The following is a 25,881-nucleotide window of genomic DNA, read 5'->3' as shown; positions in this document are numbered from 1 at the left end:
CGTCAGAAATGCAAAAAGGTGCTCATTGAGCACCTTTTTTGTGTCTGAACTCTTGCGCAGAATCGTAGCCCCAGTAAGCGCAGCGCCACCGGGGAAAGAAAGCGCTACTTACCCGCTTTCTCCGCACGCTGACGACGCAGCTCTTTCGGGTCGGCAATCAGCGGACGATAAATCTCCACCCGGTCACCCTCTTTCAGCACATCACCCAGCTTCACCGGACGGCTGTAAATCCCGACCTTATTCTTCGCAAGGTCGATATCGCTGCGAAGCTCAAGCATGCCGGAAGCGCGGATAGCCGCCTCGACGGTCGCGCCCTCTTCCAGCATCACGCGCTGCAGGTACTGCTTCTCCGGCAGCGCGTACACCACTTCTACAGCTATCTTATGCGACACTGTAAACCTCTTTGGCGCGGGTGGTGAACGCCTGAACCATATTCGACGCCAGCTCTTTAAAGATGCGCCCAAACGCCAGCTCAATCAGCTTATTGGTAAATTCAAAGTCCAGCTGGAACTCAATGCGACAGGCGTCTGCGCTCAGCGGCGTAAACTTCCAGCCCCCCATCAGGGTTTTAAACGGACCATCCACCAGATGCATCAAAATACTCTGATTGCTGGTCAGCGTATTGCGGGTGGTGAACGTCTTGCTGATCCCCGCTTTGGAGACATCCACCGCCGCAGTCATCTGCGTCGGGCCAGACTCCAGAACGCGGCTCCCGGTGCACCCCGGAATAAACTCTGGATAAGACTGAACATCGTTCACTAACTGATACATTTGTTCCGCGCTGTAAGGCACAAGCGCAGTACGGCTAATCTGAGGCATAGCATTTCCCATGGTCACACAACGGACAAATAATAACATTTATCACCTGTTAAAAAAACGCTAAGCCTCATCTCGTGCTAAGATAGCGCGTTAGACCTCACAGGACGCAATGAGGTGACTTTTTGAAATCAGATTACCGACGGCTTTACGACACTTATGACGAAGAAAAAAGCACATAAACCAGGCTCGGCGACCATTGCGCTCAACAAGCGTGCTCGCCACGAGTATTTCATTGAAGAAGAATTCGAAGCAGGCCTTGCGCTGCAGGGCTGGGAAGTAAAATCGCTGCGCGCGGGTAAAGCCAACATCGGCGATAGCTACGTGATCCTGAAAGATGGCGAAGCCTTCCTGTTCGGCGCGAACTTTACGCCGCTGACCGTTGCCTCTTCGCACTACGTTTGCGACCCAACGCGCACCCGTAAGCTGCTGCTGAACAAGCGTGAGCTTGAATCTCTTTACGGGCGTATCAACCGTGAAGGCTTTACCGTTGTTGCGCTCTCTATGTACTGGAAAAATGCCTGGTGCAAAGTGAAAATCGGCGTCGCGAAAGGTAAAAAACAGCACGACAAACGTACCGATCTTAAAGAGCGCGAGTGGCAGCTTGATAAAGCGCGTATCATGAAAAACGCAGGACGTTGATTCTGCACACTTATTGTACTATTCAATAAGTTAGCGTTTCGGGCTGGTATCCAGGAAGTGAAATCTGGTATACTCAGTTCAACACTATTGGGGCTGATTCTGGATTCGACGGGATTTGCGAAACCCAAGGTGCATGCCGAGGGGCGGTTTGCCTCGTAAAAAGCCGCAAAAAAATAGTCGCAAACGACGAAAACTACGCTTTAGCAGCTTAATAACCTGCTAAGAGCCCTCTCTCCCTAGCTTCCGCTCTTAAGACGGGGATCAAAGAGAGGTCAAACCCAAAAGAGATCGCGTGGAAGCCCTGCCTGGGGTTGAAGCGTTAAAACTAATCAGGCTAGTTCGTTAGTGGCGTGTTTGTCCGCAGCTGGCGTGCGAATGTAAAGACAAACTAAGCATGTAGTACCGAGGATGTAGAAATTTCGGACGCGGGTTCAACTCCCGCCAGCTCCACCAATTTTTGATATATTGAAGTTCAGTGAAGTCTATCAAGCCCGCATGGAACCAGCCTTGCGGGCTTTTTTATGTCTATAGTAGTCTACCGAGAATTGCTAGAATCTACTCGTTATGGCACCCTTTTTGGGACCCAACACAAAGGGTCCAAACATGAGGGTCCCAAACATGGCAAAAATTGCTAAGAAGCTCACTGACACTGAAATCAAAAGCACCAAACCTGCCGAGAAAGAGGTTAACCTTTTTGACGGCGATGGTTTGCTCCTGCGAATCGCCCCCTTGGCGAAGGGAGGAAAGAAAAATTGGTATTTCAGATATGCAGTGCCTGTGACCAAAAAGCGAACTAAGGTAAGCTTAGGAACCTATCCTTACCTTACACTTGCGAAGGCACGAGCTTTACGTGATGAGTACTTGTCGTTGCTTGCAAATGGTATAGACCCACAAGTTCATAACACCCACAAAGCCAATGCCCTTAAGGATGCCACGGAACATACATTTCAAGCAGTAGCCAAGAAGTGGCTTGATGAGAAAGTCAAAACGTCAGGCATCTCCCAGGATCATGCTAACGACATCTGGCGAAGCCTAGAGAGAAATATCTTTCCAACGTTGGGTGATACCCCCATTAAGGAGATTCGCCCTAAAATGCTTAAACAGCATTTAGAACCCATAGAAAAACGAGGTGTCCTTGAAACACTTCGCCGCATCATATCCCGCCTGAATGAAATTTTCCGCTATGCAGCAACAGAAGAACTCATAGAATTCAATCCGGCTGACAACCTGGGGCAACGGTTCAGCAAGCCAAAAAAACAGAATATGCCAGCATTACCCCCTTCCGAACTCCCCCGCTTTCTGGTTGCTTTAAACAATGCTTCTGTCCGTTTAGAAACAAGGCTACTGATTGAGTGGCAACTTCTCACATGGGTTCGCCCTGGTGAAGCTGTTCGCACAAGATGGTCAGATATTGATATAGAAACCGGCATGTGGAACATCCCGGCGGAGTTTATGAAAATGAAGAAACCTCACAAAGTTCCACTGAGCAAAGAAGCTTTGCGAGTCTTGGATTCAATGAAAGCCATCAGCGGGCATAGAGAGTGGGTTTTTCCCAGTATCAAAGCTCCACTCAATCACATGCATGAACAAACAGCTAATGCGGCTATAATCCGTATGGGCTTCGGAGGTGAGCTTGTAGCTCATGGTATGCGATCAATCGCCAGAACGGCTGCTGAGGAGTGTGGTAAGTTTAGAACTGATGTCTTAGAAGCCGCCCTTGCCCACTCGAAAAAAGATGAAATAATTGCAGCCTACAATCGTGCAGAGTATCTCACAGAACGTGTGGTTCTCATGCAATGGTGGAGTGACTATGTTTCGTCTCAAAAATACAAAGTTATTGCCGCATAACTCTTCCATGATGGGTTAACTATCTTGATTTATTTGAAGAATTAATGATCACACCATTAACCTATGTGGACTAAGCATAGCCATTTACGAATGGGTACCTTGAGGCCAAATAACGAAAACTGTCGGTCATATCAGCTAAATAATTCACATCTCTTCTCGATTATCATACACCTCGAAGATCTACCAAATTCGCTCTAATCAATGATAAAACAGTTGAATTCGGTTAAAATTTGATCAATTTTATCCTCTACATTGTATTGAATCATCCATGAGGTTTCGTGCATGGCTAGCGAAAATGACAAAAATCATAGAGTTAGGGTCGCACAGTACTTGAGGATGTCGACCGACCATCAGCAATATTCTTTACATAATCAGTCCGAATATATCAAAGATTATGCTGAAAAGAACAATATGGAAATCGCTTATACCTACGATGATGCAGGTAAGAGCGGAGTCAGTATCGTAGGCAGGCATTCTTTGCAGCAGTTACTTAGCGATGTAGAACAAAAGAAAATAGATATACAGGCTGTATTATTTTATGATGTGAGCCGTTTTGGTCGTTTTCAAAATAGTGATGAAGCGGCATATTATTCCTTTCTATTTGAGAGAAATGGTGTAGATCTTATATATTGTTCCGAACCTATACCCACTAAAGATTTCCCTTTAGAGTCCTCTGTTATACTGAATATAAAAAGATCTAGTGCTGCATATCACAGCAGGAATTTATCTGAAAAGGTATTTATAGGGCAAGTAAATTTAATAAAGCTTGGTTATCATCAAGGCGGTATGGCTGGTTATGGGCTGAGACGTCTTTTAGTAGACGAAAATGGCATAGCTAAAGAAATATTGAGTTTCCGTAAAAGAAAGAGTATTCAAACAGATAGGGTAATATTAATTCCGGGACCAAAAAATGAAATAAAAATTGTAAATAGAATATATGATCTCTTTATAGATAATAACGTCCCAGAATTCATTATTGCTGAGAGATTAAATGAACAGAACATACCTGCAGAAAATGGAACATTATGGACTCGTGCAAAAATACATCAAATTTTGACAAATGAAAAATATATTGGAAACAACATATATAACAAAACCTCATCTAAACTAAAAAGTAGGCTTGTAAAAAACCCCAAACATGAATGGGTTAGATGTGACAAGGCATATAAACCTATTATTTCAAAGAAAAAATACAATAAAGCTCAAGAAATAATTCAGCTCCGATCCATTCATTTGACTAATGAAGATTTATTAGAAAAACTAAAACAAAAATTAGAATCTAATGGAAAACTATCAGGCTTTATCATTGATGAAGATGATACAGGCCCTTCATCTTCTGTTTATAGAACCCGATTTGGTGGTCTTTTAAGAGCATATACTTTGATTGGTTATAAGCCAGAACATGATTACAGCTATCTCAAAATAAATGAAGCACTAAGATCATTTTACTCAGAGATAATTGAGGATTTTAAGGGTGAAATTTTAAAAAGTAACTGTCATATAGACGAGTATAAATATGCCCCAATGCTTTACATCAATGATGAGTTTTTAATTTCCGTCCTTGTTACTAAATGCATACATATGAAATCAGGTAAACTTAGATGGAAAGTCCGGTTTGATAACTCACAGAAAGCAGATATAACAATTGTTATACGAATGAATTCACAAAATATCTCACCTCTTGATTTTTATATCATACCAAAGATTGAAAACGAATATAATAAAATGTGCATGACGGAAACAAACAACATTCGATTAGATCTCTATAGATTTGATAATCTTGATAAACTTCTACAAATTATTACTCGCATGAAAGTGAGGGAACTATATGCTGCCTGAAAAAAATGAATTCCCAATAATTCAAATTGAGATTGCAAAAATAAAATTTCTTAACCCACGAACAAGAAATAAGGTAGTGCATGAAGAAATAAAGGAAAGCATAAAAAAAAGAGGATTAAGCAAGCCTATAAGCGTAAGAGCTATTGATGAAGGCGATTTCAAATATGCTTTAATTTGTGGTCAAGGGAGAATAGAGGCTCTCGTTGCATTAGGTGAAACTATTATTCCAGCAATTATAAGAGATGTATCAGAAGAAGATGCTTACGTTATGAGTTTAGTTGAAAACATTGCAAGGAGAAGACCACGTTCTAATGAGTTATTACAGGTGATTAAAGACATGAAAATCAGAGGACTTTCAGACTCCGAAATAAGTGAGATTACTGGATATTCATCGAACTGGGTGAGCAGTATTAATATGCTACTTGATAAGGGAGAGCATAAACTTCTCTCAGCAGTCGAACGGGGTAATTTGCCTCTGTATCTCGCAGTGCAATTTGCAAGATGTGAAACTGAGGAAGCACAAGATATTCTTACCGAAGCATATGATAAAAAATTAATAAAAAGTCGGGACATTATAAAGATAAAACACATTCTAAATCAAAGAACAGTTGGGAATAAAGGTGCAAAAGCAGCCGGATTTTATTATCACAAACCATCAAAAAGGATGACTGCAGAGGAGTTGATTGAGCTTTATGAAAATAGTATCGCTGAACATAAATCTGTTTATAACAACTCAAAATTCATAAAAACCAACCTACTAATAGTAAATGAGATTTTTAACATCATAATGATGAATAAAAGCTTTCAACATATACTTGAACAAGAGAATCTTTCAGAACTACCATCTCAGATATTAACCCCAGTAAACAAAGAGGTATTAAAATGATTCAGATACGTTTTGGCGATAATTTTATTTACCTGGAAACTAATAAGTTAATTCCATCTAAGGAATTATTAGAAAACGTAAAGCGAAGCCATAAATATCATCAAATAGTTACCTCTATCGAAAGCTTAGGTATTATTGAACCAATAATAGTATTCTATGACAAAGATAAAGATGTCACTAAGATACTTGATGGCCATTTAAGGGTTGAGGCTTTAAAAGACTTAGGTATAGAAAAAGCTCCATGTATACTTTCGAGCATAGATGATGCTTTCACTCCTAACAAACAAGTGAATCATATAAATGTAGTTGAAGAACATAGAATGATAATTAAGTCTCTGGCAAAAGTATCAATTGAAAAACTTAGTGCTGCTTTGGGCATATCTGTTGATGCCATAAAAGATAAAGCGAATGTGATGAACGGCATAGATCCAAGTGTAATTGCGAAACTTTCTGATAAACCTATACCTAAGGCTACATTTGACGTTTTGAGGAAAATGAAGCCAATTCGCCAAATTGAAGCAGTCGGTACAATGATTAATTTTGATAATTATAGTAAAAAATTTGCAATGAGCATCTTGGATGCAACACCGGCATCGATGATAGTAAATAAAGGGAAAAACACTCCCTATAAAAAGGACATAAAAAAAACCATACTTCGTCTGGAACAAGAAATGGCAACAACTTCGGAAGAAACGAAAAAGCTTCAAACCGAGTATGGTTCAGATATGTTGAAATTCGTTATAATCCAGTCATATATTAATAAATTACTTGGCAACTCTAAAGTTCTTCATTGGTTCTTAGAAAACGAGGTTGATTATCTTAATGAGTTAAAAAGAATTTCTAGAATAAATTCTTTGGATGATAAGACTCTTACTGAAAACAGCAAGTCATAGTCATGGTTTTATATAGCCTAAATAAACCAAGAAGTATACTTACACAACGACCTTCACGCCGAAGAAGCTGTCAGATACGCCAGCAACCAATGCATTACGTTTAAGTGTCAGTCATTGATACGAAGGGATAACTGCGTATCAGCAGCCGGACATTGAGTCGAATAAAGGCTGGTAGAGAGGGACAGTTCTGTGTCACCGGGAGATTAGTCAGAAACATCAGAGGCAGAACAGATGAACCAGCAATTGGTAGTGCACAGAAAACTCTCCAGTATTTAATTATTCAACTTAACACTAAAAAAAATCACATAGTTAATATCATAATTTTTCTTTGGTCTACGTATGCGAGAGATATTGTGGCTTTAACCGGGTATTAGGAGTCGTTTCAGATAAAAGATGTTCTTCGATTCGACTGGACTTGGTAATAGCAATAAGTAATCGTTAATATTGAAGGACGAAAGGCTACTTCAAAACAAAGTAACCTTTCCAATATTCCCATATATGGGACAAGTGGTACATTAACTGCACATAGTGCAGGATACATATGACATAAAACTTTTTATTTATGGCATACATTATAAATAACTTGTATTTTATGAATGTCAATAGGTTCTTGTTTAATACTTTTAAAATAATTAATTGATTGTTTTTATTATAGCTTCGCTTGTACAAGCGAAGATCCTATTGTTCTTTAATGAATAATGCCAATTATAAGAGAAGCAAGGGCTAACTCTACGAAGCCGCTGCGCTTGCTTCTCCGAGTTCCCCTTGCTTTTCAGCCCTTCGGTTAGAAAAGAACAGCCAGACCCAGTAAGCACATATCCATTGAACTGCGGCCAATGTTTTGCGACACATTACTATAGAAAGGTCGACTTTGGCACAGAGCGTTCAAGCTAAATGAGCTGAAGGTCCACTGTGAGCGAAAAGCGGACATCTTAAGTCGGTTTTTTTTATTTATACTATTACCTCTATGTAGCCATGTTATATGGCTACATTTATACAGCAGTAAGGATTAGTCTTTTCCTGGACCATAATTGAATTTTGTACCTTTACCAATGGCGTAAAACTGTCCGCCGGCTACGTAATGGACAGTACGTAATTCATCAGGCGCATCATCAAAAATCCAATGCCCATTTCTGAAAACACGGTCATCACTCCATGCTCCGACAATTTCCCCCATGAACAAGTTGTGCTGTTTTTCATTTTCTACATTGGGTATGACCTTACAGACTAGCCAGCCAGCGCAACCTTTAACTAAAGGAAGATCAAACTCTTTCTGATAAAATAGTGGGATTTTACTGTTTTTATCGGGTGTGTCAGAATAACTGTGGCCTCCAGCATATAAAACCATTTCCATCTGTTTTACTACTGGGATCTGGACAACGTAATATCCACTTTTTTCTACAAGTCCGCGAGTAAATGCCTGTGGACCTATAAAAGCCATCACTTTGTTATTACCTACTAACCCCACCCAGGCCGCTGCCATGACATTTTCAATGCCATCATTTTTAGCCGATATCATCGTCGTTGGCCCGACCTGCAATAAACGATAGGCTTTGTTTAACTCTACTGGTTGAATTGACATAATTTTCTCTTTTGAGTTCTGATAAAAATTAAGACAGGTTACTTATTTGATTGTTCGATTATATGACTGGAATAGTTGCAAATTAATTGCTAATATTAAAATACATTATTGCAATTTCCACAACAATCATGAACAAACTTGATGCTCTAAAGTTTTTTATTATCGCCTCTGAAACCCTGAACTTCCGCGAAGCAGCCGTCAAGCTGTCGGTTTCACCATCAGTAGTAACCCGAACAGTCGCTGAGTTGGAGAAACAGCTTGGTGAACCTCTTTTCAAACGTAATACTCGGTCGATCTTTCTCACCAGTTTCGGTGAGTTATTTTTACCCCAAGCGAAGCGACTGCTGGAAGATTCTGAAAAGTTATTTCTGATGGCGAAAGATGATAATGAAATGAAAGGTATTGTTCGCATCACATTACTTCGATTTCCAAATCATGAGCAAATCTTGTATGAACTGTTGACTGCACTGCGTCCATATCCTGAGTTATTTATCGACTGGCGTTTAGATATGATGAAACTTGATACTATCGAGCATCGTATCGATATAGGCATACGCGTAGGGCGAGAGCCTAATCCAAACTTTATCATTAAAAATATCGGGCAAGTTGAACATATTTTGGTTGCATCCCCTGAACTCATTGCGCGCCTGGGAGCACCAACTGATTTAGAAGATCTTCGACAGCGTTATCCATTTAGTGGTTTAATTAATCCTGAAACGGGGAAATCATTTGAGTTTATGAGTGACGCAGTGAATACTTTTGTCCCTCGTCATATTGAGTTTTATACTACAGATCCATACGCCGAAATTCAGGCTGCATTGGCCGGAAAAACGGTTGTACAATCCAGCGATTTTATCTGTAGGGAGTACTTAGCAAGCGGCCAACTTGTTCCCCCACTGCCAGAACTGCGACAGGAGAAATGGCAATTTTATTTATATCGACCTTACCAGCTGATTACTCCCAAAAGGGTCACGGTCGTTTTCTCGCTATTAGAAAAAATATTACGCAAATATTTCTCATCAAAATAATATTTTCCTCAACGTCCGCTCCTGGCACAAAGCGGACCTCCAGAAGCATTGCAAGGTCAGCTATGAGAGATATGCAACATTACTAACAGCATTCTATGTGAAACAACGGGGAGCAGTCACCGCTTCCCAACCCGTTATTTCAACGTGCCGAACTGTTTGTTCTTCAGTGCATATAGTCGGTCGAACTCAGCATAGGGCTCTCCCGTTTCAGCGGCGTGCCGGGTTTTAGCGTCCAGAAGGTCGGGTAAAGGGATCCCATGACTCAGTGAGTGGTAAAGATCATAACCACTGACACAGATAACACGCTTCCCTTTACCAAAAGCCGTCAGACCTTCAGGCGTAAACCCCATCCAGCTGATAAAAACGCCGCGTGTCCAGGTTGCCTTGGTACTGAGCTTTCCTTCAAATACATGGAGATCGGCAGCCGACGTTCTTTTCTGATGCCACTTTGCCTCCATCAGGTAAAATTCATCATTCAGTCGGAAACTTCCGTCAATCTGTTCGCCTGTATTTCGGAAAGCCGAACGGGGAGCAAGCGTAAAGATACTGAACAGTTCAGCAAGCCAGGCTTCAAACCGAAAACCACGTGGATGTGGCGGCAGAGATTTCATCTCGTTCATTTCAGCGATAAGTGAAGGCCAATCTACACCATGCCATGCCTGGACAGGCTTTACGCCTTTGGCTTCATCGGTGTCAGCGTTTTCTAAGCGGGAAATCAGTGCAAGATAGTCATTACGGCTTTGTTCAGCCTGTTCAGGCATGGATTCTGTTTTATACTGCCAGAGAGCGCCAAGAACCCGCAGAACGGTCTCTCGATCAGCCTGTTTCAGCAAGCATCTAACTCGTTTGGCTTTTGACGTCCCCTCTTCCTGATAACGTTCATCATCAATATCAATGTTCAGTTCTTCATCAAAAAAAGCAGACAAGGTGCGGTTAGAGAAATCCAGTATCCAGCCAGGATCGCTCTCAAACACGAGATTAAACAGCCTCAAATCCTGCATTTTCAGTTTCACGCCTACCTCCTTTTTTTTCACAGTATAACGGGATGAAAGTGGAGGAGGAAATGAGTCAGCACTTGTACACCAGCATTAGTGTGTTCCGCTATTGGCACAGAGTGGACGAGCTAACTGAGCAGAAGGTCCGCTCTGAGCGAGGAGCGGACGTTTTTATCTGAGCTGCTCATGCGCATTTGATAGCGACTAGATGTGATCGCTTCCATCTATTGTTCATTGCCGGAGTTTAGGTAACAGTTGCTGCAAAGTTGTTGGTGTCACCCACCATCGATGCGCCAGTAGAGCCGCAGAACTGCTGGAAGAGCAGGCTCTAAACCTATAATATGGTTTTCCTTCCCTCATTTACATAGGTATGTGTATATGGCTGAATTACTCACAAAAGAAGATATTATTGCTTTGGTTCAGAATGGATTGGAAATCTATAAAGAAAAGGAATTTCTAGAAGCCTACGGCATCTTTATGGGCAAAGCGCAATTGCTTGAATTTGGTCTAAAGAAAGTGCTTTTATCAATGCCAGGCGTTACTATTACCTCTGATAAACTGGAAAAATACACCCTGGGTCGCACACGTGCTGCATTAGAAGACAATAATTTACGTTCTGATTACATTCATTTATTAAAAATATTCGTCGAAAAGCGCAACAATATGGCGCATGATTTCTTGGCAGACTTTGCTCTCACACAACATATTCTTCAGCAGACAGGATTGCAGCATATGTTCATGGGTGATTTGTTCAGAGCCGCATATGAATTAGAACAACTCATAGTGCTATTTGATTACATCAATGAAGCAAATGATATTACTGCGTGGCTCGAACCAGAAGCGCAGTAATACCTTCACAGCCAATCACAGCGGCGTTCGTGATGCTCCCATCGGGAGCGGAATGTCGTAACGGCCATGCTCGCTATCATATCGACGGATGAAGACGTTCACCTGTCTGTCCAGTAGGTCAAACAGTGAGGTAAGCTCAGCGATAAGCTCTGCCACATAGCCCCCATCAATGACGATACGGTGTCGGATCAACCTAATACTTTTTTTTTGCTTACAGTAGTTTTCTATATCAGCTAGCCGCTCTGCCCTGTGTTTCTCAATCTCACCTTCGGAGTGAACCAGAACATGCCTGATTTGTTCCACTTTCAGCATATCCTCCCATCGTTTCCACAATAAATTTCCCTGATTCATATCAAAACAGGCTTCACGCCTCAAAAATTGACGATACTTTTTAATGCTTACATCATTGAATTTATACTTAGCACTCATATCCTGCGGAAGCAGCATGTTTATTTCGGTGCATAACGTTTTAATCTGATGCTCGAAGAAGTTGTACAGCGTTATCACCATTGCCTTGCGATGTATAGGGGGATAAATATCACCAAACTCCTGAATCGCCTGACTGTAACTATCAACAATATCCTCATGATACTCTTCACTGTTCTTTTTCAGTCGTTTGTTTATTTCATCACAAAGCATATCATTGCTTTTTTCAATATTATTTTCTAAGTATTTATTATATGCAGCGTAATTATGAAGATCTAATGTTGTGAAATGACAAAGATGAAAAAGGGTCGTGCCGAAGAAATCGATAACATTGGGGTAGCGAAATTCAGTTTCCAGTTCCATGCACATCCTTCATCGTATGACAGCCTTAAGCTGTTGCCGGTCGCATCGTTAAAGTAAGCATTTATCATAATTCCCGCCCGGATTGGACGTACAGCACTTTCTGTCCACTGCAGGCATTCCGTCACCAGCAGCTGCACGACCATCTGAATTACTGCTGACACAATCCGCCATCGAGACGCCGCTGCGGTGGCTGAACTGCTGGCAAACCTTCCCGTTTACTCAAAATTAGCTCTTCCTGGACGTACAGCGTATTCAGCTCAGACATGCAGAACTGCTACCGATACACCTTCGGAGTTCAAAGTTTCTGACTTGCAGCTTTGAGCGAGGAGCGGACGTTGAATTTGACGACTACATGCTCTCTGCCTCAGGTGTTCCCTGATGGAATACCAATTTCCATTGCCCGTTCTCAGAGATTTCCCAGCATGAAGAACGAAGGGATGCACGACTACCATCTGGATGGACAGTTCTGTAATGCAATATTGCGAAATTATCTCTAATGATGATAAGCCGGAAATCACTACTAAGAATATCTGGAACGCTGTCTTCCCTCGAAAGGGCTTCAATAGTCTGTGCACGATCAACTAATACTCCTGAGCGCGTTATTTCGCTAAATCTCTCATGGAGTATCTGTTCAAGCCATTTCCGATCTTTCCGCCTGCTGCCATGAAGAAAACATTCGAGTCTTTTTAACGTATCCAGTAGCATAGTATTTTTCTCTCATCACAATCGAACATTAACTCTTAAGGTGATAATCGGTGGAATGCAACGTCCGTCCCCGGCACAGATCTAATGTGAAATGCGGCGATGTGGATCTGCTATGAGCGGGTTAATCATCAAAATTACACTGTATCATCAATGGTATAATACGATGAATATAAGGACAAGATTAGCTCTACCCTCTGATATAGAGGGTATTTTTGACGTCAGGACTTCGGTAAAAGAAAATCATCTCAGTCGAGAAGAAATGGAGCGGATGGGAATTAGCGAGAGCGTTGTCACCGATATGATTGAAAAAAGTCTTTGCGCATGGGTTGCTGAAGATGATGGAAAAGTGACTGGTTTTTCAATGATTTTGCCTGATGAAGCATGCCTTTTTGCGGCATTTGTTCTACCTAAATATGAAGGCCGAGGTTTAGGCCGCAGACTTGTTGGACTAGCAGAGCAGGAATTATTCAAACATCATGAGGTTGCCTGGCTTGAAACCGACAAAAACAGTCGTGCGGCAGAATTTTATAGGCGGCTGGGCTGGATTGAGAAAGGAAATGTTAGCGAATCCGATATTAGATTAGAGAAAATTCGCTGCGTTTGAGCAAAGACCTCTTTCGTAAACGTCCACTCCTGGCACTAAGCGGACGAGCTTAGTGAGCTGAAGGTCTGCTGTGAGCGGGATAGGGTCATTCGCACCCTGAGAATTAGACTTTGAAGTGATTCAGGGTATGCGCTTACTGGTTACGAATATTGAGCGAGAATCACGTGAGGATCGCCGCTTTTCATTCGAGCAGTAGGTGCTCTGAACCTACCCACATGATGTGTACGCGGACTAAAGCGAGGTTCTGGTTTTCAAACTATTCCTGGCTGAGACCGATCCTACCTGCGAATATTGGACACGCGACTAAGAGAGTAGACCCTTTGCCAGTGCGCCGAAAATACCGCCCTTTTAATAGGAACGATTGTCCCTGAAGATCAACTATCGATCAGAGCAGTGGAGAAAGCAGACCATAAATGTTTTCTCAGATATGAATTTCTTAGCTTTATTGATACACCTATGAAAAATAGTTTGATTCGAATTAAAGGTTATACATGAGCACAGAATAATTGAGATGATATAAGCCAGTTTTTCTCCTCACTCTAACAATCACACCATGGATAGAGTTGAAGCAATTTTTATTGATGGAACAATGTTACTGAAAAACCTTCCTGATATATAAAATTTCGAAAAAAAACCCTGCCTGCTCGCTGAATAGTATATACCCCAATTTATACTCCTATCAACACCTGATATTTCCAGCCTCTACTCCTGACAATCATGTAATTTTCCCTATAAACAAACAAGCTCAGTGATGATCAATAAAAAATAGCACTTTTTGATAAATATTATATTACCTATATAAAACATCAAATTAAATTAATAAAATAAAAAGAAAACGCTTGCTTATTTTTATCATTAAAAATAAATTTGATTTTTACTTAATTAATAATATATATTCATTTCATTCAAACAATAAAGGAGAATAAAACAATGAAAAAACAAAATCACTCGACACTAACAAACTATCTTGCTAAAACAAATAAAAATGCAGATCTCTACAGGTTATATAATCCACAACATTCTGTATTTAGCAAAACAGCCAATGAAGAACAGGATTTTTATTTCCGCTACTTCTCCAGGCATATGATTACTCAGAGAAATATCTTAACCCTCTTTTCTATTCATACCTTTCTCTCTTACAACATAAGCAAGAAAGAGACAATTAAATCATTTGTTCATTTTCTCAGAAACGTCAACCGTGATACCTTCAACAATGCATTCCAGTTTCGCGGGTGTAATATCATTTACCAAAACAAGAAAAGAGAAGTAAAAGAGATCTCATGGTTTTCATTTTCACGAGTCTATGACGATATCGTAAAAATAAAAGAGTATGAAACCAACAACAACACTTACAACAAACTTGTAGCATAACAAAGGAGAATAACCATGAAAAAATACACAACAGACATATTATTTAACAGTCAATCCAGAGAGGACGTGCTGAAATGTATTAAAGCAGGAATAGATATTAATGAAATAAATGAATACGGTATGAATGCTCTTTTCTTTTGCCGCCATATGAATGCTGTAAAAGCAATGATTGAAGCAGGCATAGAGGTAAATCATACAGACTATGATGGTAATAATGCATTGTTTAGCAATCACAATCCACAAGTGCTTGAATTACTGATCCATTCAGGCGTTAATATTCAGCATAAAAATAATAAAGGCCAGTCCTGTCTTCACTGGCAGCGCTACGACATAGATTGTGCGGAACTCCTCATTAACGCGGGCGTTGATATCCACAGTACTGATAACGAAGGACAAACGCTTCTTTACAACCTCCACGATCATAACATTTTTGATTACTGGGTAAATAAAGGGTGTGACATAAACCACAGAGATTATAATAGCAAAGCGGTGCTGGAGCTTCCGACTGACGACGAGTGGTGGATATATGATTTCAGTATTAATGCCCTCAAACGCCATGTTGATAGAATAGACAGCACGCCAGTTTTATTTAAACATATTTCATCTGCGGCGTTGCCTCTGATTGCTTTGCTTCATGAAAAAGGGCGTAATATCCTTATCGCTGAACACTGTACCTTCGCATTATATGTCAAAAACATGAAGTCCTTCTTTACCTCACTGAAAAAACATACCGATATCAGTCATGTTCAGTTTTATAATTGTTATCATGACAGACATGTTGGTGCGTATACTGGTATTGAGACAGTAAAATGGCTTATTCGAAATGGTATCCGAGTGGACGACGATATACTGAGACAGCGTGCTGACTCTGATAAAGTTTTTGACTATATAACCGGAAGAGAGAAAAAAAATTTTCTCAAAATCATGAAACCAGAAATCATCCATGCACCGAAGAGAAAAAGAATGTGATAATTTAGCCATTTATTCAACCTGAGCAAATTTCATTTCATGATAACTAACCTGATAAATCCTGATAAGTAAGCCATTCAGCAAATGACTTACTCATTTTATTTTCTCTCATCAAATGCATTATATTTCACATGACGCATTGACTTATTTATATCATCCGTTATCTGTAGTAATAAATACACAATACAAGGATGACTATGAATAATGAAATAAATAATCATAATGACATAACAAGGTTATCAAGGCGTGGAAAATTCCATACTGACAAACTTCCACCTGATGAAATACGAAGCCACTGTGTCAGTGTCAGATTAAATGAAGAAGAATTAACTATTCTCGACAGTAAAAGAGGCCAGTATAAAAAAGGGGAATGGCTAAGAATGTCTTCCCTGGATAAACTCCCATCGATTCTGCCCGAAATAAATCGCGAAGCATGGATTAAACTCGGCATCCTTTCCCAAGATTTAAATTACCTGCTGAATCATCTTGACAAGAAAAGTCCTGACAGCGAACTAACCCGTACAGAGCTCTTTGCCCTGCGCAGACAAATCAAAACTCTTCGGGATCACCTTATTCCCTCAACATTTCTGGAGCCAGACCGATGAAAGGCATGCAGAAAATAAAGAGGGGTAAACAGTTTGCAGGCGTGGTGCTTTACAGCCTCAAATCCGGCCCACACCACAACGTTATGCCTTATGTCATCGGTGGTAATATGACCGGAAGTTCGGTGGCTGAGCTTATCAGTGGGTTTGAAAGTTCTAAACAATTGCGTCACGATGTCACCAAGCCCGTCTGGCATAATTCACTTCGCCTGCCAAATGGAGAAACACTGTCAGCCAGACAGTGGGCAGCATTCGCTGACGATTATATGACCCGGATGGGGTTCACTGAAACGCACCTTCGCTGTTATATCCTTCACGACGATGCCGACGGGCAGCATATCCATATCATTGCAAGTCGCATTAACATGGTCGGTGGAAAGCTGTACCTGGGGAAAAATGAAAATCTCATCAGCACCCGCATTATCAGCGAACTGGAGCGAATACACGGACTCACTGAAACAACACCTGCAACCAGTGGTCGCCCTCAGGCTAAAAGAAAACCCTCACGCAATGAGCTGATGATGGCAGAACGAACAGCAGCTCCCTGCCCTAAGTCTCAGTTGCAGACCCTGATTGATAATGTCTTAACGCATCGTCCCGATTTACTGACTTTTATCGACATGCTGGAACAGAAAGGTGTGACCTGTAAACCCAATATCGCGTCGACCGGAAAAATGAATGGATTTTCATTTCAGTACCAGGGCATTGCCTTTAAAGCATCTCAGCTTGGAAAAAAGTATGGCTGGTCTTCTCTGCAAACGCAGATTGATTTTACACCAGAGCGACTGGCGTTACTGAAAAAAGAGCAACAGCAGACTGTGCCAGTGCCAGTGCCAGTGCCAGTGCCAGTGCCAGTGCCAGTGCCAGTGCCAGTGCCAGTGCCATCATGCGAGCCTGAAGAACAGGTTGCAAACCGGGAAACGATTCTGGAGAAAATCCTTCAGCTTGAAGAAAAAATTCGCCTGGAAAGACAACAGGAAACAGTGAGAGTCATTCAACTCAGGAGCAAACTGCACAATACAGCTCGTCAGATACCCCGCCAGCGTCGGCTGTATTCGTGGCTTGCATTGCTTGGCCATATTGTGGCACTTCTCAGGCGCAGGGGTATGTCACTGTTACATGCCACTGCACATCCTTTCCACCAAATCCTGCACCTGCATCTTCTTAAACCCTGTCATTCCATGACAACAAATCCCATTAAAGAACAATTAGTTAAAAATAACTCCCATCCTGCACTATAAGTTACCTAGTCCATACTTTAGTCATAGTCAATAAAATATTGATCGTTTATATAGATCGATAATCTGGTTATAATAGCTATAACCTATCAACAGAGATCCATCGATCGGTACAAGCAATTTTACTAAAGCGGAGCATTCATCGAAAATGTTCAAAAATACATCACCTTAAATCAGGCCACGGAGTCATGATGGAAAATAAAACGATTAGCTGCCCCTTCTGCTTTACACAAAGCCCGCACGGCGTGCGGATTTGCAAAGGCTGCCATGCAAAAGTCGCCTACGGTGAGAGTCCGGTTAGTGTGGCATTCCTGTTTCAATTCGTGGCATTAGCTCTCGCCTGGTTAGTATTTTCATTGACTGGCAGCACTCCTGTCTCAGTCATTACGTTTTTTGCCAGCGCCATTATTCTTATCTGCATTATTAAAAAGAAATATGCAGACAGAGTTGTTTTTATACGGTGATATTAATTTCATACCACCGCAAACATAAAAAATTAATATGAGAGAACTTATGAACAGATTCATGATTTCTGTGTTTTTTATTTCTTCTTTACTTATTTCTGGCTGTTCAACATCAGGCAACCAGCATCTAAAAAAAGAAACATCACAAAGTCTGCAGTCGAAAATCATCAAAAATAAAACAACGAAATCAGAAATCATTACCGCATTCGGTCAGCCCGAAACCAAAACTACACTTGATAGTGGCAATGAAGAATGGACTTACTCGATGGACAACAATCAGTTTGATGCCACCACATTCATTCCCGTGATTGGACTGCTGACAGGGGGTTCACAGACGCAGGTCAAAACGCTGGAAATCGAATTTAAAGGCGAAACGGTCAGCAAGTGGACGTTCTCTGAAAACAGCAGCAAGATGAAAACCGGTCTTATTCAATAACGTACTCTACAGTCTGGGATTATTTTATGAAAACATATGCATTTACCACACTCATCGCTTCCATTTTTTTGCTGAGCGGCTGTACCGGTGAACCGTCTGAGCAGGATATTTACACTGCGATGAATAAGGTCGTGGAGCAGACGAATGCCATCGTTAAATCCATAGCGAGAAACGATATCACGCCTGACATGCTGCGGACGTTAAAATCAGTCAAAAAACACGACTGCGAAAAACTATCGGATAAAAGCTATAAATGCAATGTAACAGCTGTTGTCGATAACGAAAAACGCACAGCGGCTGTCACGCTGGTCAAAACGGATGATGGCTGGCAGGTCGTTGATAAGTAAGACCACAGTAAAACAATCCCGCTAGGCAGGACACCAAGTCGGTGGCTCCTGCCTTTTTAATGCCCGGTAATGTCTTGCGGGAAACGACTGCTTTTATGTCACTCTGCCTACTCTACCTTGTCCGGCGCATTTCCTCTGCCTCACAGCCTTTTCCTGATCACGGTTCCTGGTGGTGTATAAGCCAGAGAACGTGCAATGCGTTTCTTTTCATACTGTGCCAGTAAATCAGCATAAATGTGCTCTGCTTCATCCAGATTGCCTGAAATATAATTCACGAGCGAATTCAGGCAAAGCAGCAATGTGTCACTGTTTGCGAGTTGCCTGAGCAGAGGGGTCTTCAGGGTAGAAACGACACCCATAAACATCTGCATGATATTATCAACGTGATAACACGAATTGCGATATTGCGCCCGTGAATAAAAATACTTCAGATGGTATCCAGCGAAAAGCACATAAAGCTTTCTGTAAAAATTATTGTTATTAACACTGTCGCGATAGTGTGTTATATATTTATCAACAACAAATATAAACTTTTCTTCTTGTGATAAAACACAAATATTACTCATAACCCTCTCCTTTTTTGTTTTTATAATTAAGTACTATCAGCTTTAAAATTTAAATCAATGAAAAATTGAAAATTATTTATTTTAAAATGACAACTATTTATTTTGTTAATACTGGAAACAGCTTTCGCTGCTGCAATGTTGAGTCCGATCGATTGCATTACCGCTTTCTTTTTTCAAAAACCGGGTTGTTTCCAGATTTCAGATAAAACCCCCTCAGGAATTTTTTTGAGAGAGTGCTACGCACTGGCTCACGCCCCCGACGACAGATATATGTTGATTATTTTTACCCGTCAGATGAAAACCCAACGTTTAATCCCTCTTGCAGCGCCGCTGAGTGCCCACAGCACTCACTCGCTGAAGCAGAAATGATTTTTCCGAAAGGGTCCCGGCGTGAGCCGTATTAAGTAAACGGGTAAATCATGTAGTCGGGTCCGCTCTTCCGCTAAACTCAGCTTTCTGACATTTTGCGCGAAGCTTATTCATACTGACGGCTATCTGCCATGCTACGCGAAGCGTATTTCTACTGACAGTTAAACACTATAGAATGTTCTGAAGCCCAGTGGCGCAACACACAGGTGCGCAGGCTTAACTTCAGGAATAATATTACGAAGAAAAATCAGCAATGGCAGTGTTTATCAAACTGTGTACAAAGTAATTTTGTGTCAGTCTAAAGCAAAATTTCGGTTTCTTGTTTCTTTATCACTCTTTTATCTTGCAAATCCACAACGAAAATTAATAAATTATATCAACAAGTTAAGATGACATCTGGTTATATCTTTCAGAACCAAAAATTATTAATAACATAACAGGTGATGGTGAAATTTAGCACCCTTCGTAATAACTCTGACAACCATCAATATTCCACCCCAAAAAAAACACAGAGTAATATATAATATTTTTTGAATTTTTATTACTAATAATATTGACAAACAAATTTAATATGCCATATCTGTTATCACAATAATAAAAAAGGAGCCATTATGTCAAACACAAGTGTTATGTTAACTAAAGAACAAAAAGCAATTATTGCAGAAGCATTAAATGTTATGCCAGAAGATCTGGAAGAAATAAAAGTTAAAGCAAGTGCCTGTAAAAAGACATCCTTTCGTGACGATTTTTCGATGGTCTTTAAAGATAATACAGCCACACTCGCCAGAATGGTTCTGACACCGACGGCATTCAGAATTGTTATTTATCTCTTCTCAGTCATTGATTATGGAAATATTATCCCTGACTTTTCACAGTCACGTACTGCCAGAGAGTTAGGACTGAATAAATCTAATGTTTCACGTGCATTCAGAGAATTATTTGAGAGGAAAATACTGATCCGTAACGCTGAAGACGGTCAGGTTTACCTGAATTCTAATTTATGTGTAAAAGGCATCCCTCATCGTTTCAATGAAGATCTGATGGATAAATTCAGTAAATCCAGACTTGAGACTGAAGATTTTGCCACTTCATTCAACTTTTATCGCGCAGGGCGCAAAACAAAGCCTGTAAAAAAATCCAGAAACAGATATCCAACTGACGGCATTCCCTTTTAAAAGACATAACAGCGCTTGTGATTTTATGCCCCACGCCAGCGAAAAATTTAACAAAATAAAGGATATCTTTATGAAGAAAAGACTCCCTGCTTACCTTTACCAGTATAAATTATCAGATGAACAACGCAATCTGAACAATACTGCTCACAATGCATTTTGGCTTCTCACTTTAATCTCTTCATACACACCAGATAAAAGCACTGTTTACCTGAGTTTTCACCGTGCAACATCCATCGCACAACAGGAAGAGATACATATCACACCAGCCCGATTTTATCAGGCTATCGATAAACTGATTAATACAAATATTATTATGTGTACTGATTTTAAATACCAGTAGCGTTTAAACCCTGAATTTTTTCAGTTTTCCTAAATAAAACAATTTGGAAAACATTAAAACTATCTTTCCCAAAAACACTTTCCATAGCAAAATCCGCATATCCACTATAAATTACTATCAAAAGTATATCCATTCATTTTTACATCCCATTACCAGTAGAGTTAAAATAAAAAGGTACAGACTTATACTGTCTGTACCCATGATAATTCGTTGCAAATTTCACGAATTATTACATCCATTATTTTTTCTGATAATATTTTTTTCATTAATAATGTGCTCAATACATTTCTGCACTTCGTCATTAATGGAAACCTCAGCACCACCTACTTCAAGTATAGCATACAGCATAAAGATAAGGACACGATGAAACTCTATCTCTCCGATTGGATCCACATAATTACGATAACTTTCAATAGCCTCATAAAAACTATCCGGTGAGGTTACAAACGCACATACAAAATCTTTATCTTCCGGCACTCTGATTGAATTATTCATTTTAACTCTCCTGTACTTATTAATCTTGGATGTCATGGTAAAAAAGTCACCATGATTCTTACTACTAACTATTGCTAATACTGTCTAATACTAAAATTTGACCTGCTAATACTTATTAAGTATCAGGGGGGGCCTCTGCCCATTGCTGAATAGTACCATTTATTTTTAAACCCTGAATTTAACATTTTCATTATTAACTCCGTAATCAGGCTGCATTTTTACGTGAACGTTCAATTGCAGAAGCGATCCATTCATCAACTTCGCTTTCGACAAATGCAATTGCACGCGTGCCAATTTTTATCGGTTTTGGAAATAAGCCTTCACTAATCAAGCGATAAATCCATGCTTTGCCATAGCCGGTTCTGTTCATAACTTCTGGCAAGCGAATTAGGCGGGTATTTTGATTGTTCATTTTATTTTCCCTTTGTCGTTGTGATGGGATCACTATACGAACAGTGGGGAAAAGAAAGGAGCGAGCTTCCTAACTGCAGGGTTACGATCTGCCCTGCAGTAGTAGACTTCGGGAATTCGGGATCAGTTAGAATCAGAGAGTTTCATCACATCTGAAACTCTCATATTTTTCAGGTGGGGATTTCGGTTCATGAAAAAATTGAACTGCCTAATGAAGTCTATCGTTGCAGCTTTCATCGCAAGCGGTCGATCCGAGTCTTTAATGTGATATCCTAAACGGGTAGTTGTTTCTTCATCTTCATCAGTATAAAGAAGCCGGGAGAGGCGATCATCTGAGATTCTTAGTTCTTTCCTTTTTGCCCAAAGTAAAATGTCCAGCATCGCAACCAACCTGTAATTTATGATTTTTTTAATGGTTCCATAGCCGAAACGAACGATACCGGTTTCATTAACTTCCACTCCTTTTACCGATCTCCATTGTGGCAGGGCCGCTTTTATCGATTCAGCTATTTCATCGTCAGTACCACTACTAAGATCGATTTCAAGCAACACCGTTTTCTCACATAAGGGGGACAAGAGTTGGGACACATAAGCTTCGTGATGAGGCGCATTAACACAATATTCATCGTTTCCTTCCTCCCAAGTGAAAAGATTCACACTAAGGGCCATCACACTAAGTTCAGCAAGCCTGGTGATATCCGTGATAAAAATGTGTGGAGGACTGTAGAGAGTATCGTTAACTGTTGGATAATCGAGTTGCTTCCCTTTGAAAAGATGGGGGTTCCCACTGAAAATTTCAGTCATGTACACCCATAGCCCTTTCTTTTCTTCGTCTGTAGGCCCTGGCTTGAACAGAAGTGCTCTTGCCCAAAGTTCGTGATACAAGGCATTTAAACTGATGTATTCGAGCTTGCGATAGTTATCTATGTCAAGCCAAGCTTTGATTTCTTTAGTATGCTCTGGTGACCAGTTTTTCAAAATTCAAATCTCCTGCCTTCTTAAAGATTTAAGTCATACGAATAGAGTTCAGTTAGTTTGAAAAAACTACCGTATTCACTTATCGATGAAAAGCAGTTCCTGCCTGCAAGTTCACCTGTCAGAAGGAAGTTGAACGGAAAAATTTGTTATCGTTTAATGCACCTCGCCTGAGTGCACGCCCGGTTCTGAGAGAAGAGGCCGGGAAATAGTCCGACTACACTCTGCCTCTTACTCTGCTCTGGGCGCGAAAACACTGGGCGTATCTGCCGTTGTTCTCGACCTGTTCGTCAGAAAACCGGTGGGGGAGCAATGTCATTCTCACCTGATAGCAAACTCACCATCAAAGCACTGGAAATGGCCAGAAAGCGCCGGGGATCAACAACAGGAAACTTACTGCTTCCACCAACGACCTAATATCGATCCTGCTTGTTAACTCAGCAATAACACCGGATTTCCGTTTTTACTTCAGTCGATAGCTTTCTCCTTTTATTTGTACGACGTGTCAGTGATGTAAGGTCCGGTCCAACATTGCTGATGTAAGAACAGCATTTCCTGTGAAGGTTTGGTCCCATTGTCCGAATGGCAGGTTGCAGGCGTAAATTTACTGCAGGTGTTTCTGATGTATCCAAGAGTGGTTTGTTAAAATTTTACTCCCTTAAATCAGAAACGCCTGTCCCCGCTGTTGCATTTCACAGAATTTCTGATATCTAATAACTTAAAACATTTTTTCATGGGGGTGTTTATGGACTTATTAAAGTACTTATCAGAAAAGGGATTAACCGAAAGGGCTCTCGACTTTGTCACATCACAATTATTCTTCAATGCAGAGTCGCCTGATAACCTAAAGTACGCTTTAAAAGCGGGTTATGATATTAATACTGTTGATAGTAGCGGCAACAATGCTATTTTTGGCTGCAGGACACTGGAAGCACTTGATTTTCTACTTAACAATGAAGTCAATATACACCATATCAACAAGGAGGGACAAAATGCGCTCTTTCATCAAAAAAATCCAGAAATTCTGAAGAAACTGATTGAACTGGGTTTAGACACCTCGCATACAGATACTAAGGGCTGTACCTGCATTTTTGCACATTACAGGGACCCTGAAGGACTACAAGTATTACTTAATGCAGGTTGTGATATAAATCACGTCGATAACAAAGAAAGAAATATTCTCTTCCTGCCCCTCTCCCCGGAAGTTTTATCCATAGCAATAGATTCCGGATGCAATGTCAATCATATTAATCATGCAGGAAAAGGTTTTATTGAAGAGGAATATGACGATGAGTTGCATAATATTATCCTCTGCCATATTAATAAATTTGAAAGAAGAACGTTGCATGTCGATTTTTGCAATACCAACTCAGTATTATTTTTATATAAACTCTCTGAATTTGGATTCAAAATAGAGCTCAATAAAGACCGTTTCGTAATTAACAGTTACATTAGCGATTACAAAGATATTTTAAGCACTCTTGATTGTATCAGTGACATTCAAAATGTTAATTTCTATAATTGTGACGATATTCCTCTTTACAAAGATATAGATAAGCGAATTGTAAAGTGGATGATAAGAAATAATTTCCTCATTGATCTTACAAAAATTTCTGATGATAAAAATCATGAACATATATTAAAATACAAAACCAGTTACGAGCAAAAAGAAATATCCAGAAATTTAAAACATGCTGCAAATAAAATTGCAAAAGTCAAAAACGGTGGAAGGCTGTGATATTTATTCGCAGAGTGTTGTCTGAACCACCGAATTGAAGGCGTTGAGGGTATCCAGATCCGTTGTTAAGTCTTTATACATGTGGTCATACCTTTATCATTGATGGTGAAATATACAATTACCCTCCGAACATAAAGGGATGGGCATCATGACAAAACCCGGTGAAACAGATGATGATCTACTCACTCCAGACGAGGTATGCGAGCTCCTACGGATAACCCAAAAGACACTTTGTGAACGGAGCAATATGCACCGGCAACGCCAATTGCTGGCACCGTTCCGGTTTTCTGCGAAGGGGATGCGCTATGAACGGCGCAATCTGAAAGCGTTTATCGATAAATACCGCCGTAAGTATTAAATTTATTCTGGGGATGGGATTTTCCATCCCATAACTTCGAGTTCTCTACAAATGAATTGGTATGCAGGTAGTATCTCTTCCAGATTCGCATGTTTTTGTACGAAGATTGAAAAAGCCAGAACCGCACTCATTTTTTCTTTAAAGAAAAAGTATTGTCTTAGTGGATGTTTATCTTCGCCATATGCTGGAAATTCGATCCCAGTATACTTATCCCCCATATTTTTATAGAATTGGTCCAAGGTAAGATCATAGATCTTTGAATCAACCTCTACCCAAAAATGATGATATAGCCTATTACGAGTAGAGCCATGTACTACTTTTATGATATCGCGGGTAAAAAAGTGGCTAAGAAGCATCCCAAGAAATACAGATGCACCTTGGCAACAATTCTCAGGAAACATGCCGAAGAATGGCACACCCGACTCATCAAAATAATCGAAATTTTCTTCAAAGACACTCCGCAGGTCCTTGGCAAGCTTTGTAACTAATCCGTCCATGATTGTTTCTACTATAAAGAAGCCATGCATTTAACATGCATGGCTACGTGAACC

General features: G+C 40.4%; 29 protein-coding genes, 1 other RNA gene and 2 pseudogenes. 20 read left to right on the top strand and 12 right to left on the bottom strand.

The window, feature by feature from the left end; genetic code table 11:
• Positions 1–104: 104 nt before the first annotated feature.
• Both PYW49_RS12585 and PYW49_RS12580 read right to left on the bottom strand, forming a co-directional pair.
• Entirely contained in the window at positions 105–392 is a 288-nt protein-coding gene (locus PYW49_RS12585) for an RnfH family protein (RefSeq protein WP_320386581.1), read from the bottom strand.
• A complete protein-coding gene (locus tag PYW49_RS12580) occupies positions 382–819 on the bottom strand; it encodes a type II toxin-antitoxin system RatA family toxin (protein ID WP_024908332.1) in 438 nt (145 codons plus the stop codon). The genes PYW49_RS12585 and PYW49_RS12580 overlap by 11 nt, the downstream gene beginning before the upstream one ends.
• Positions 820–975: 156 nt before the next feature.
• On the opposite strand from PYW49_RS12580, the gene smpB reads away from it, so the two are divergent.
• From smpB to PYW49_RS12550, 6 genes are all read left to right on the top strand, one after another.
• Positions 976–1,458 (top strand): SsrA-binding protein SmpB, encoded by a 483-nt coding sequence (gene smpB / locus PYW49_RS12575; protein WP_063956759.1) that lies wholly within the window; start codon positions 976–978, stop codon positions 1,456–1,458.
• Between the two features lie 89 nt (positions 1,459–1,547).
• Positions 1,548–1,911, top strand: a transfer-messenger RNA (tmRNA) gene (gene ssrA / locus PYW49_RS12570).
• Positions 1,912–2,076: 165 nt separating this feature from the next.
• On the top strand, positions 2,077–3,306 hold the full coding sequence (locus PYW49_RS12565) for an integrase domain-containing protein (protein ID WP_079776824.1): 1,230 nt from the start codon (positions 2,077–2,079) through the stop codon (positions 3,304–3,306).
• A 282-nt stretch (positions 3,307–3,588) separates the two neighbouring features.
• The gene (locus tag PYW49_RS12560) at positions 3,589–5,145 is read left to right on the top strand and encodes a recombinase family protein (protein ID WP_000135615.1); all 1,557 of its coding nucleotides are present in this window, start codon (positions 3,589–3,591) and stop codon (positions 5,143–5,145) included.
• Positions 5,135–6,031: a ParB/RepB/Spo0J family partition protein gene (locus PYW49_RS12555; RefSeq protein ID WP_000936465.1), complete on the top strand. Its 897-nt coding sequence runs from the start codon at positions 5,135–5,137 to the stop codon at positions 6,029–6,031. Before PYW49_RS12560 ends, PYW49_RS12555 begins: the two co-directional genes overlap by 11 nt.
• Positions 6,028–6,924 carry a ParB/RepB/Spo0J family partition protein gene (locus PYW49_RS12550; protein WP_000614783.1) on the top strand — a complete coding sequence of 299 codons (897 nt, stop codon included), beginning with the start codon at positions 6,028–6,030 and terminating at the stop codon, positions 6,922–6,924. Before PYW49_RS12555 ends, PYW49_RS12550 begins: the two co-directional genes overlap by 4 nt.
• A 1,009-nt stretch (positions 6,925–7,933) precedes the next feature.
• On the opposite strand, the gene PYW49_RS12540 is transcribed toward PYW49_RS12550, so the two are convergent.
• Positions 7,934–8,506, bottom strand: a complete 573-nt coding sequence (locus PYW49_RS12540; protein ID WP_109080920.1) for a flavin reductase family protein — start codon at positions 8,504–8,506, stop codon at positions 7,934–7,936.
• Between the two features lie 128 nt (positions 8,507–8,634).
• Here PYW49_RS12540 and PYW49_RS12535 point away from each other — a divergent pair, with 128 nt between their 5' ends.
• Complete coding sequence (locus tag PYW49_RS12535; RefSeq protein ID WP_042715747.1) at positions 8,635–9,534, top strand: LysR family transcriptional regulator; 900 nt, start codon at positions 8,635–8,637, stop codon at positions 9,532–9,534.
• A gap of 134 nt (positions 9,535–9,668) precedes the next feature.
• On the opposite strand, the gene PYW49_RS12530 is transcribed toward PYW49_RS12535, so the two are convergent.
• Positions 9,669–10,547: a restriction endonuclease gene (locus tag PYW49_RS12530; protein WP_079776820.1), complete on the bottom strand. Its 879-nt coding sequence runs from the start codon at positions 10,545–10,547 to the stop codon at positions 9,669–9,671.
• A gap of 360 nt (positions 10,548–10,907) precedes the next feature.
• Here PYW49_RS12530 and PYW49_RS12525 point away from each other — a divergent pair, with 360 nt between their 5' ends.
• Positions 10,908–11,378, top strand: a complete 471-nt coding sequence (locus tag PYW49_RS12525; protein ID WP_099216957.1) for a hypothetical protein — start codon at positions 10,908–10,910, stop codon at positions 11,376–11,378.
• Positions 11,379–11,393: 15 nt separating this feature from the next.
• Here PYW49_RS12525 and PYW49_RS12520 read toward each other — a convergent pair whose 3' ends face one another.
• Positions 11,394–12,167, bottom strand: coding sequence for a hypothetical protein (locus tag PYW49_RS12520; protein ID WP_320386580.1), 774 nt, complete (start codon positions 12,165–12,167; stop codon positions 11,394–11,396).
• 348 nt (positions 12,168–12,515) lie between these two features.
• A complete protein-coding gene (locus PYW49_RS12515; RefSeq protein WP_320386579.1) occupies positions 12,516–12,872 on the bottom strand; it encodes a DUF4440 domain-containing protein in 357 nt (118 codons plus the stop codon).
• 163 nt (positions 12,873–13,035) lie between these two features.
• Between PYW49_RS12515 and PYW49_RS12510 the strand changes: the two genes are divergently transcribed.
• The 8 genes from PYW49_RS12510 (at position 13,036) to PYW49_RS12475 (ending at position 18,903) form a co-directional block, all read left to right on the top strand.
• The gene (locus PYW49_RS12510; protein ID WP_407057610.1) at positions 13,036–13,476 is read left to right on the top strand and encodes a GNAT family N-acetyltransferase; all 441 of its coding nucleotides are present in this window, start codon (positions 13,036–13,038) and stop codon (positions 13,474–13,476) included.
• A gap of 930 nt (positions 13,477–14,406) precedes the next feature.
• On the top strand, positions 14,407–14,847 hold the full coding sequence (locus PYW49_RS12505; protein ID WP_268162935.1) for a hypothetical protein: 441 nt from the start codon (positions 14,407–14,409) through the stop codon (positions 14,845–14,847).
• A 15-nt stretch (positions 14,848–14,862) separates the two neighbouring features.
• Positions 14,863–15,816 carry an ankyrin repeat domain-containing protein gene (locus tag PYW49_RS12500; RefSeq protein ID WP_320386577.1) on the top strand — a complete coding sequence of 318 codons (954 nt, stop codon included), beginning with the start codon at positions 14,863–14,865 and terminating at the stop codon, positions 15,814–15,816.
• 197 nt (positions 15,817–16,013) lie between these two features.
• Entirely contained in the window at positions 16,014–16,421 is a 408-nt protein-coding gene (locus PYW49_RS12495; protein ID WP_320386576.1) for an ATP-binding protein, read from the top strand.
• Positions 16,418–17,659, top strand: coding sequence for a relaxase/mobilization nuclease domain-containing protein (locus tag PYW49_RS12490; protein ID WP_320386575.1), 1,242 nt, complete (start codon positions 16,418–16,420; stop codon positions 17,657–17,659). The genes PYW49_RS12495 and PYW49_RS12490 overlap by 4 nt, the downstream gene beginning before the upstream one ends.
• Before the next feature lie 188 nt (positions 17,660–17,847).
• The gene (locus PYW49_RS12485; RefSeq protein ID WP_099216951.1) at positions 17,848–18,120 is read left to right on the top strand and encodes a hypothetical protein; all 273 of its coding nucleotides are present in this window, start codon (positions 17,848–17,850) and stop codon (positions 18,118–18,120) included.
• A gap of 49 nt (positions 18,121–18,169) precedes the next feature.
• Positions 18,170–18,556: a hypothetical protein gene (locus PYW49_RS12480; RefSeq protein ID WP_320386574.1), complete on the top strand. Its 387-nt coding sequence runs from the start codon at positions 18,170–18,172 to the stop codon at positions 18,554–18,556.
• Positions 18,557–18,582: 26 nt separating this feature from the next.
• Positions 18,583–18,903: a hypothetical protein gene (locus tag PYW49_RS12475; RefSeq protein WP_060633416.1), complete on the top strand. Its 321-nt coding sequence runs from the start codon at positions 18,583–18,585 to the stop codon at positions 18,901–18,903.
• Positions 18,904–19,043: 140 nt separating this feature from the next.
• Here PYW49_RS12475 and PYW49_RS12470 read toward each other — a convergent pair whose 3' ends face one another.
• Positions 19,044–19,469, bottom strand: coding sequence for a hypothetical protein (locus PYW49_RS12470; protein ID WP_320386573.1), 426 nt, complete (start codon positions 19,467–19,469; stop codon positions 19,044–19,046).
• A 980-nt stretch (positions 19,470–20,449) separates the two neighbouring features.
• Here PYW49_RS12470 and PYW49_RS12465 point away from each other — a divergent pair.
• On the top strand, positions 20,450–21,013 hold the full coding sequence (locus PYW49_RS12465; protein ID WP_079777213.1) for a helix-turn-helix domain-containing protein: 564 nt from the start codon (positions 20,450–20,452) through the stop codon (positions 21,011–21,013).
• Between the two features lie 70 nt (positions 21,014–21,083).
• A complete protein-coding gene (locus tag PYW49_RS12460; protein ID WP_320386572.1) occupies positions 21,084–21,353 on the top strand; it encodes a hypothetical protein in 270 nt (89 codons plus the stop codon).
• Positions 21,354–21,572: 219 nt separating this feature from the next.
• On the opposite strand, the gene PYW49_RS12455 is transcribed toward PYW49_RS12460, so the two are convergent.
• The 3 genes from PYW49_RS12455 to PYW49_RS12445 all read right to left on the bottom strand — a co-directional run bounded on the left by PYW49_RS12455 (position 21,573) and on the right by PYW49_RS12445 (position 23,237).
• A complete protein-coding gene (locus PYW49_RS12455; RefSeq protein WP_320386571.1) occupies positions 21,573–21,848 on the bottom strand; it encodes a hypothetical protein in 276 nt (91 codons plus the stop codon).
• Between the two features lie 205 nt (positions 21,849–22,053).
• The gene (locus PYW49_RS12450; RefSeq protein ID WP_058648858.1) at positions 22,054–22,260 is read right to left on the bottom strand and encodes a helix-turn-helix transcriptional regulator; all 207 of its coding nucleotides are present in this window, start codon (positions 22,258–22,260) and stop codon (positions 22,054–22,056) included.
• A 122-nt stretch (positions 22,261–22,382) separates the two neighbouring features.
• Positions 22,383–23,237, bottom strand: a complete 855-nt coding sequence (locus PYW49_RS12445; RefSeq protein WP_060633420.1) for a DUF6387 family protein — start codon at positions 23,235–23,237, stop codon at positions 22,383–22,385.
• Between the two features lie 245 nt (positions 23,238–23,482).
• Between PYW49_RS12445 and PYW49_RS12440 the strand changes: the two are divergent.
• A pseudogene (locus PYW49_RS12440) lies at positions 23,483–23,612 on the top strand (IS3 family transposase); the annotation flags it as partial.
• 85 nt (positions 23,613–23,697) lie between these two features.
• On the opposite strand, the pseudogene PYW49_RS12435 reads toward PYW49_RS12440, so the two are convergent.
• Positions 23,698–23,838, bottom strand: a pseudogene (locus PYW49_RS12435) (ATP-binding protein); the annotation flags it as partial.
• Between the two features lie 141 nt (positions 23,839–23,979).
• Here PYW49_RS12435 and PYW49_RS12430 point away from each other — a divergent pair.
• Complete coding sequence (locus tag PYW49_RS12430; RefSeq protein WP_320386570.1) at positions 23,980–24,972, top strand: ankyrin repeat domain-containing protein; 993 nt, start codon at positions 23,980–23,982, stop codon at positions 24,970–24,972.
• Positions 24,973–25,332: 360 nt separating this feature from the next.
• Here PYW49_RS12430 and PYW49_RS12425 read toward each other — a convergent pair whose 3' ends face one another.
• Positions 25,333–25,827, bottom strand: coding sequence for a hypothetical protein (locus PYW49_RS12425; protein ID WP_142374204.1), 495 nt, complete (start codon positions 25,825–25,827; stop codon positions 25,333–25,335).
• Positions 25,828–25,881: the final 54 nt, after the last annotated feature.

Source organism: Enterobacter chinensis (genome assembly GCF_034008295.1).
Taxonomy (GTDB): domain Bacteria; phylum Pseudomonadota; class Gammaproteobacteria; order Enterobacterales; family Enterobacteriaceae; genus Enterobacter; species Enterobacter chinensis.
Note: the sequence above shows the minus strand (reverse complement) of the source record. Positions and strands in the feature narration are given on the sequence as shown.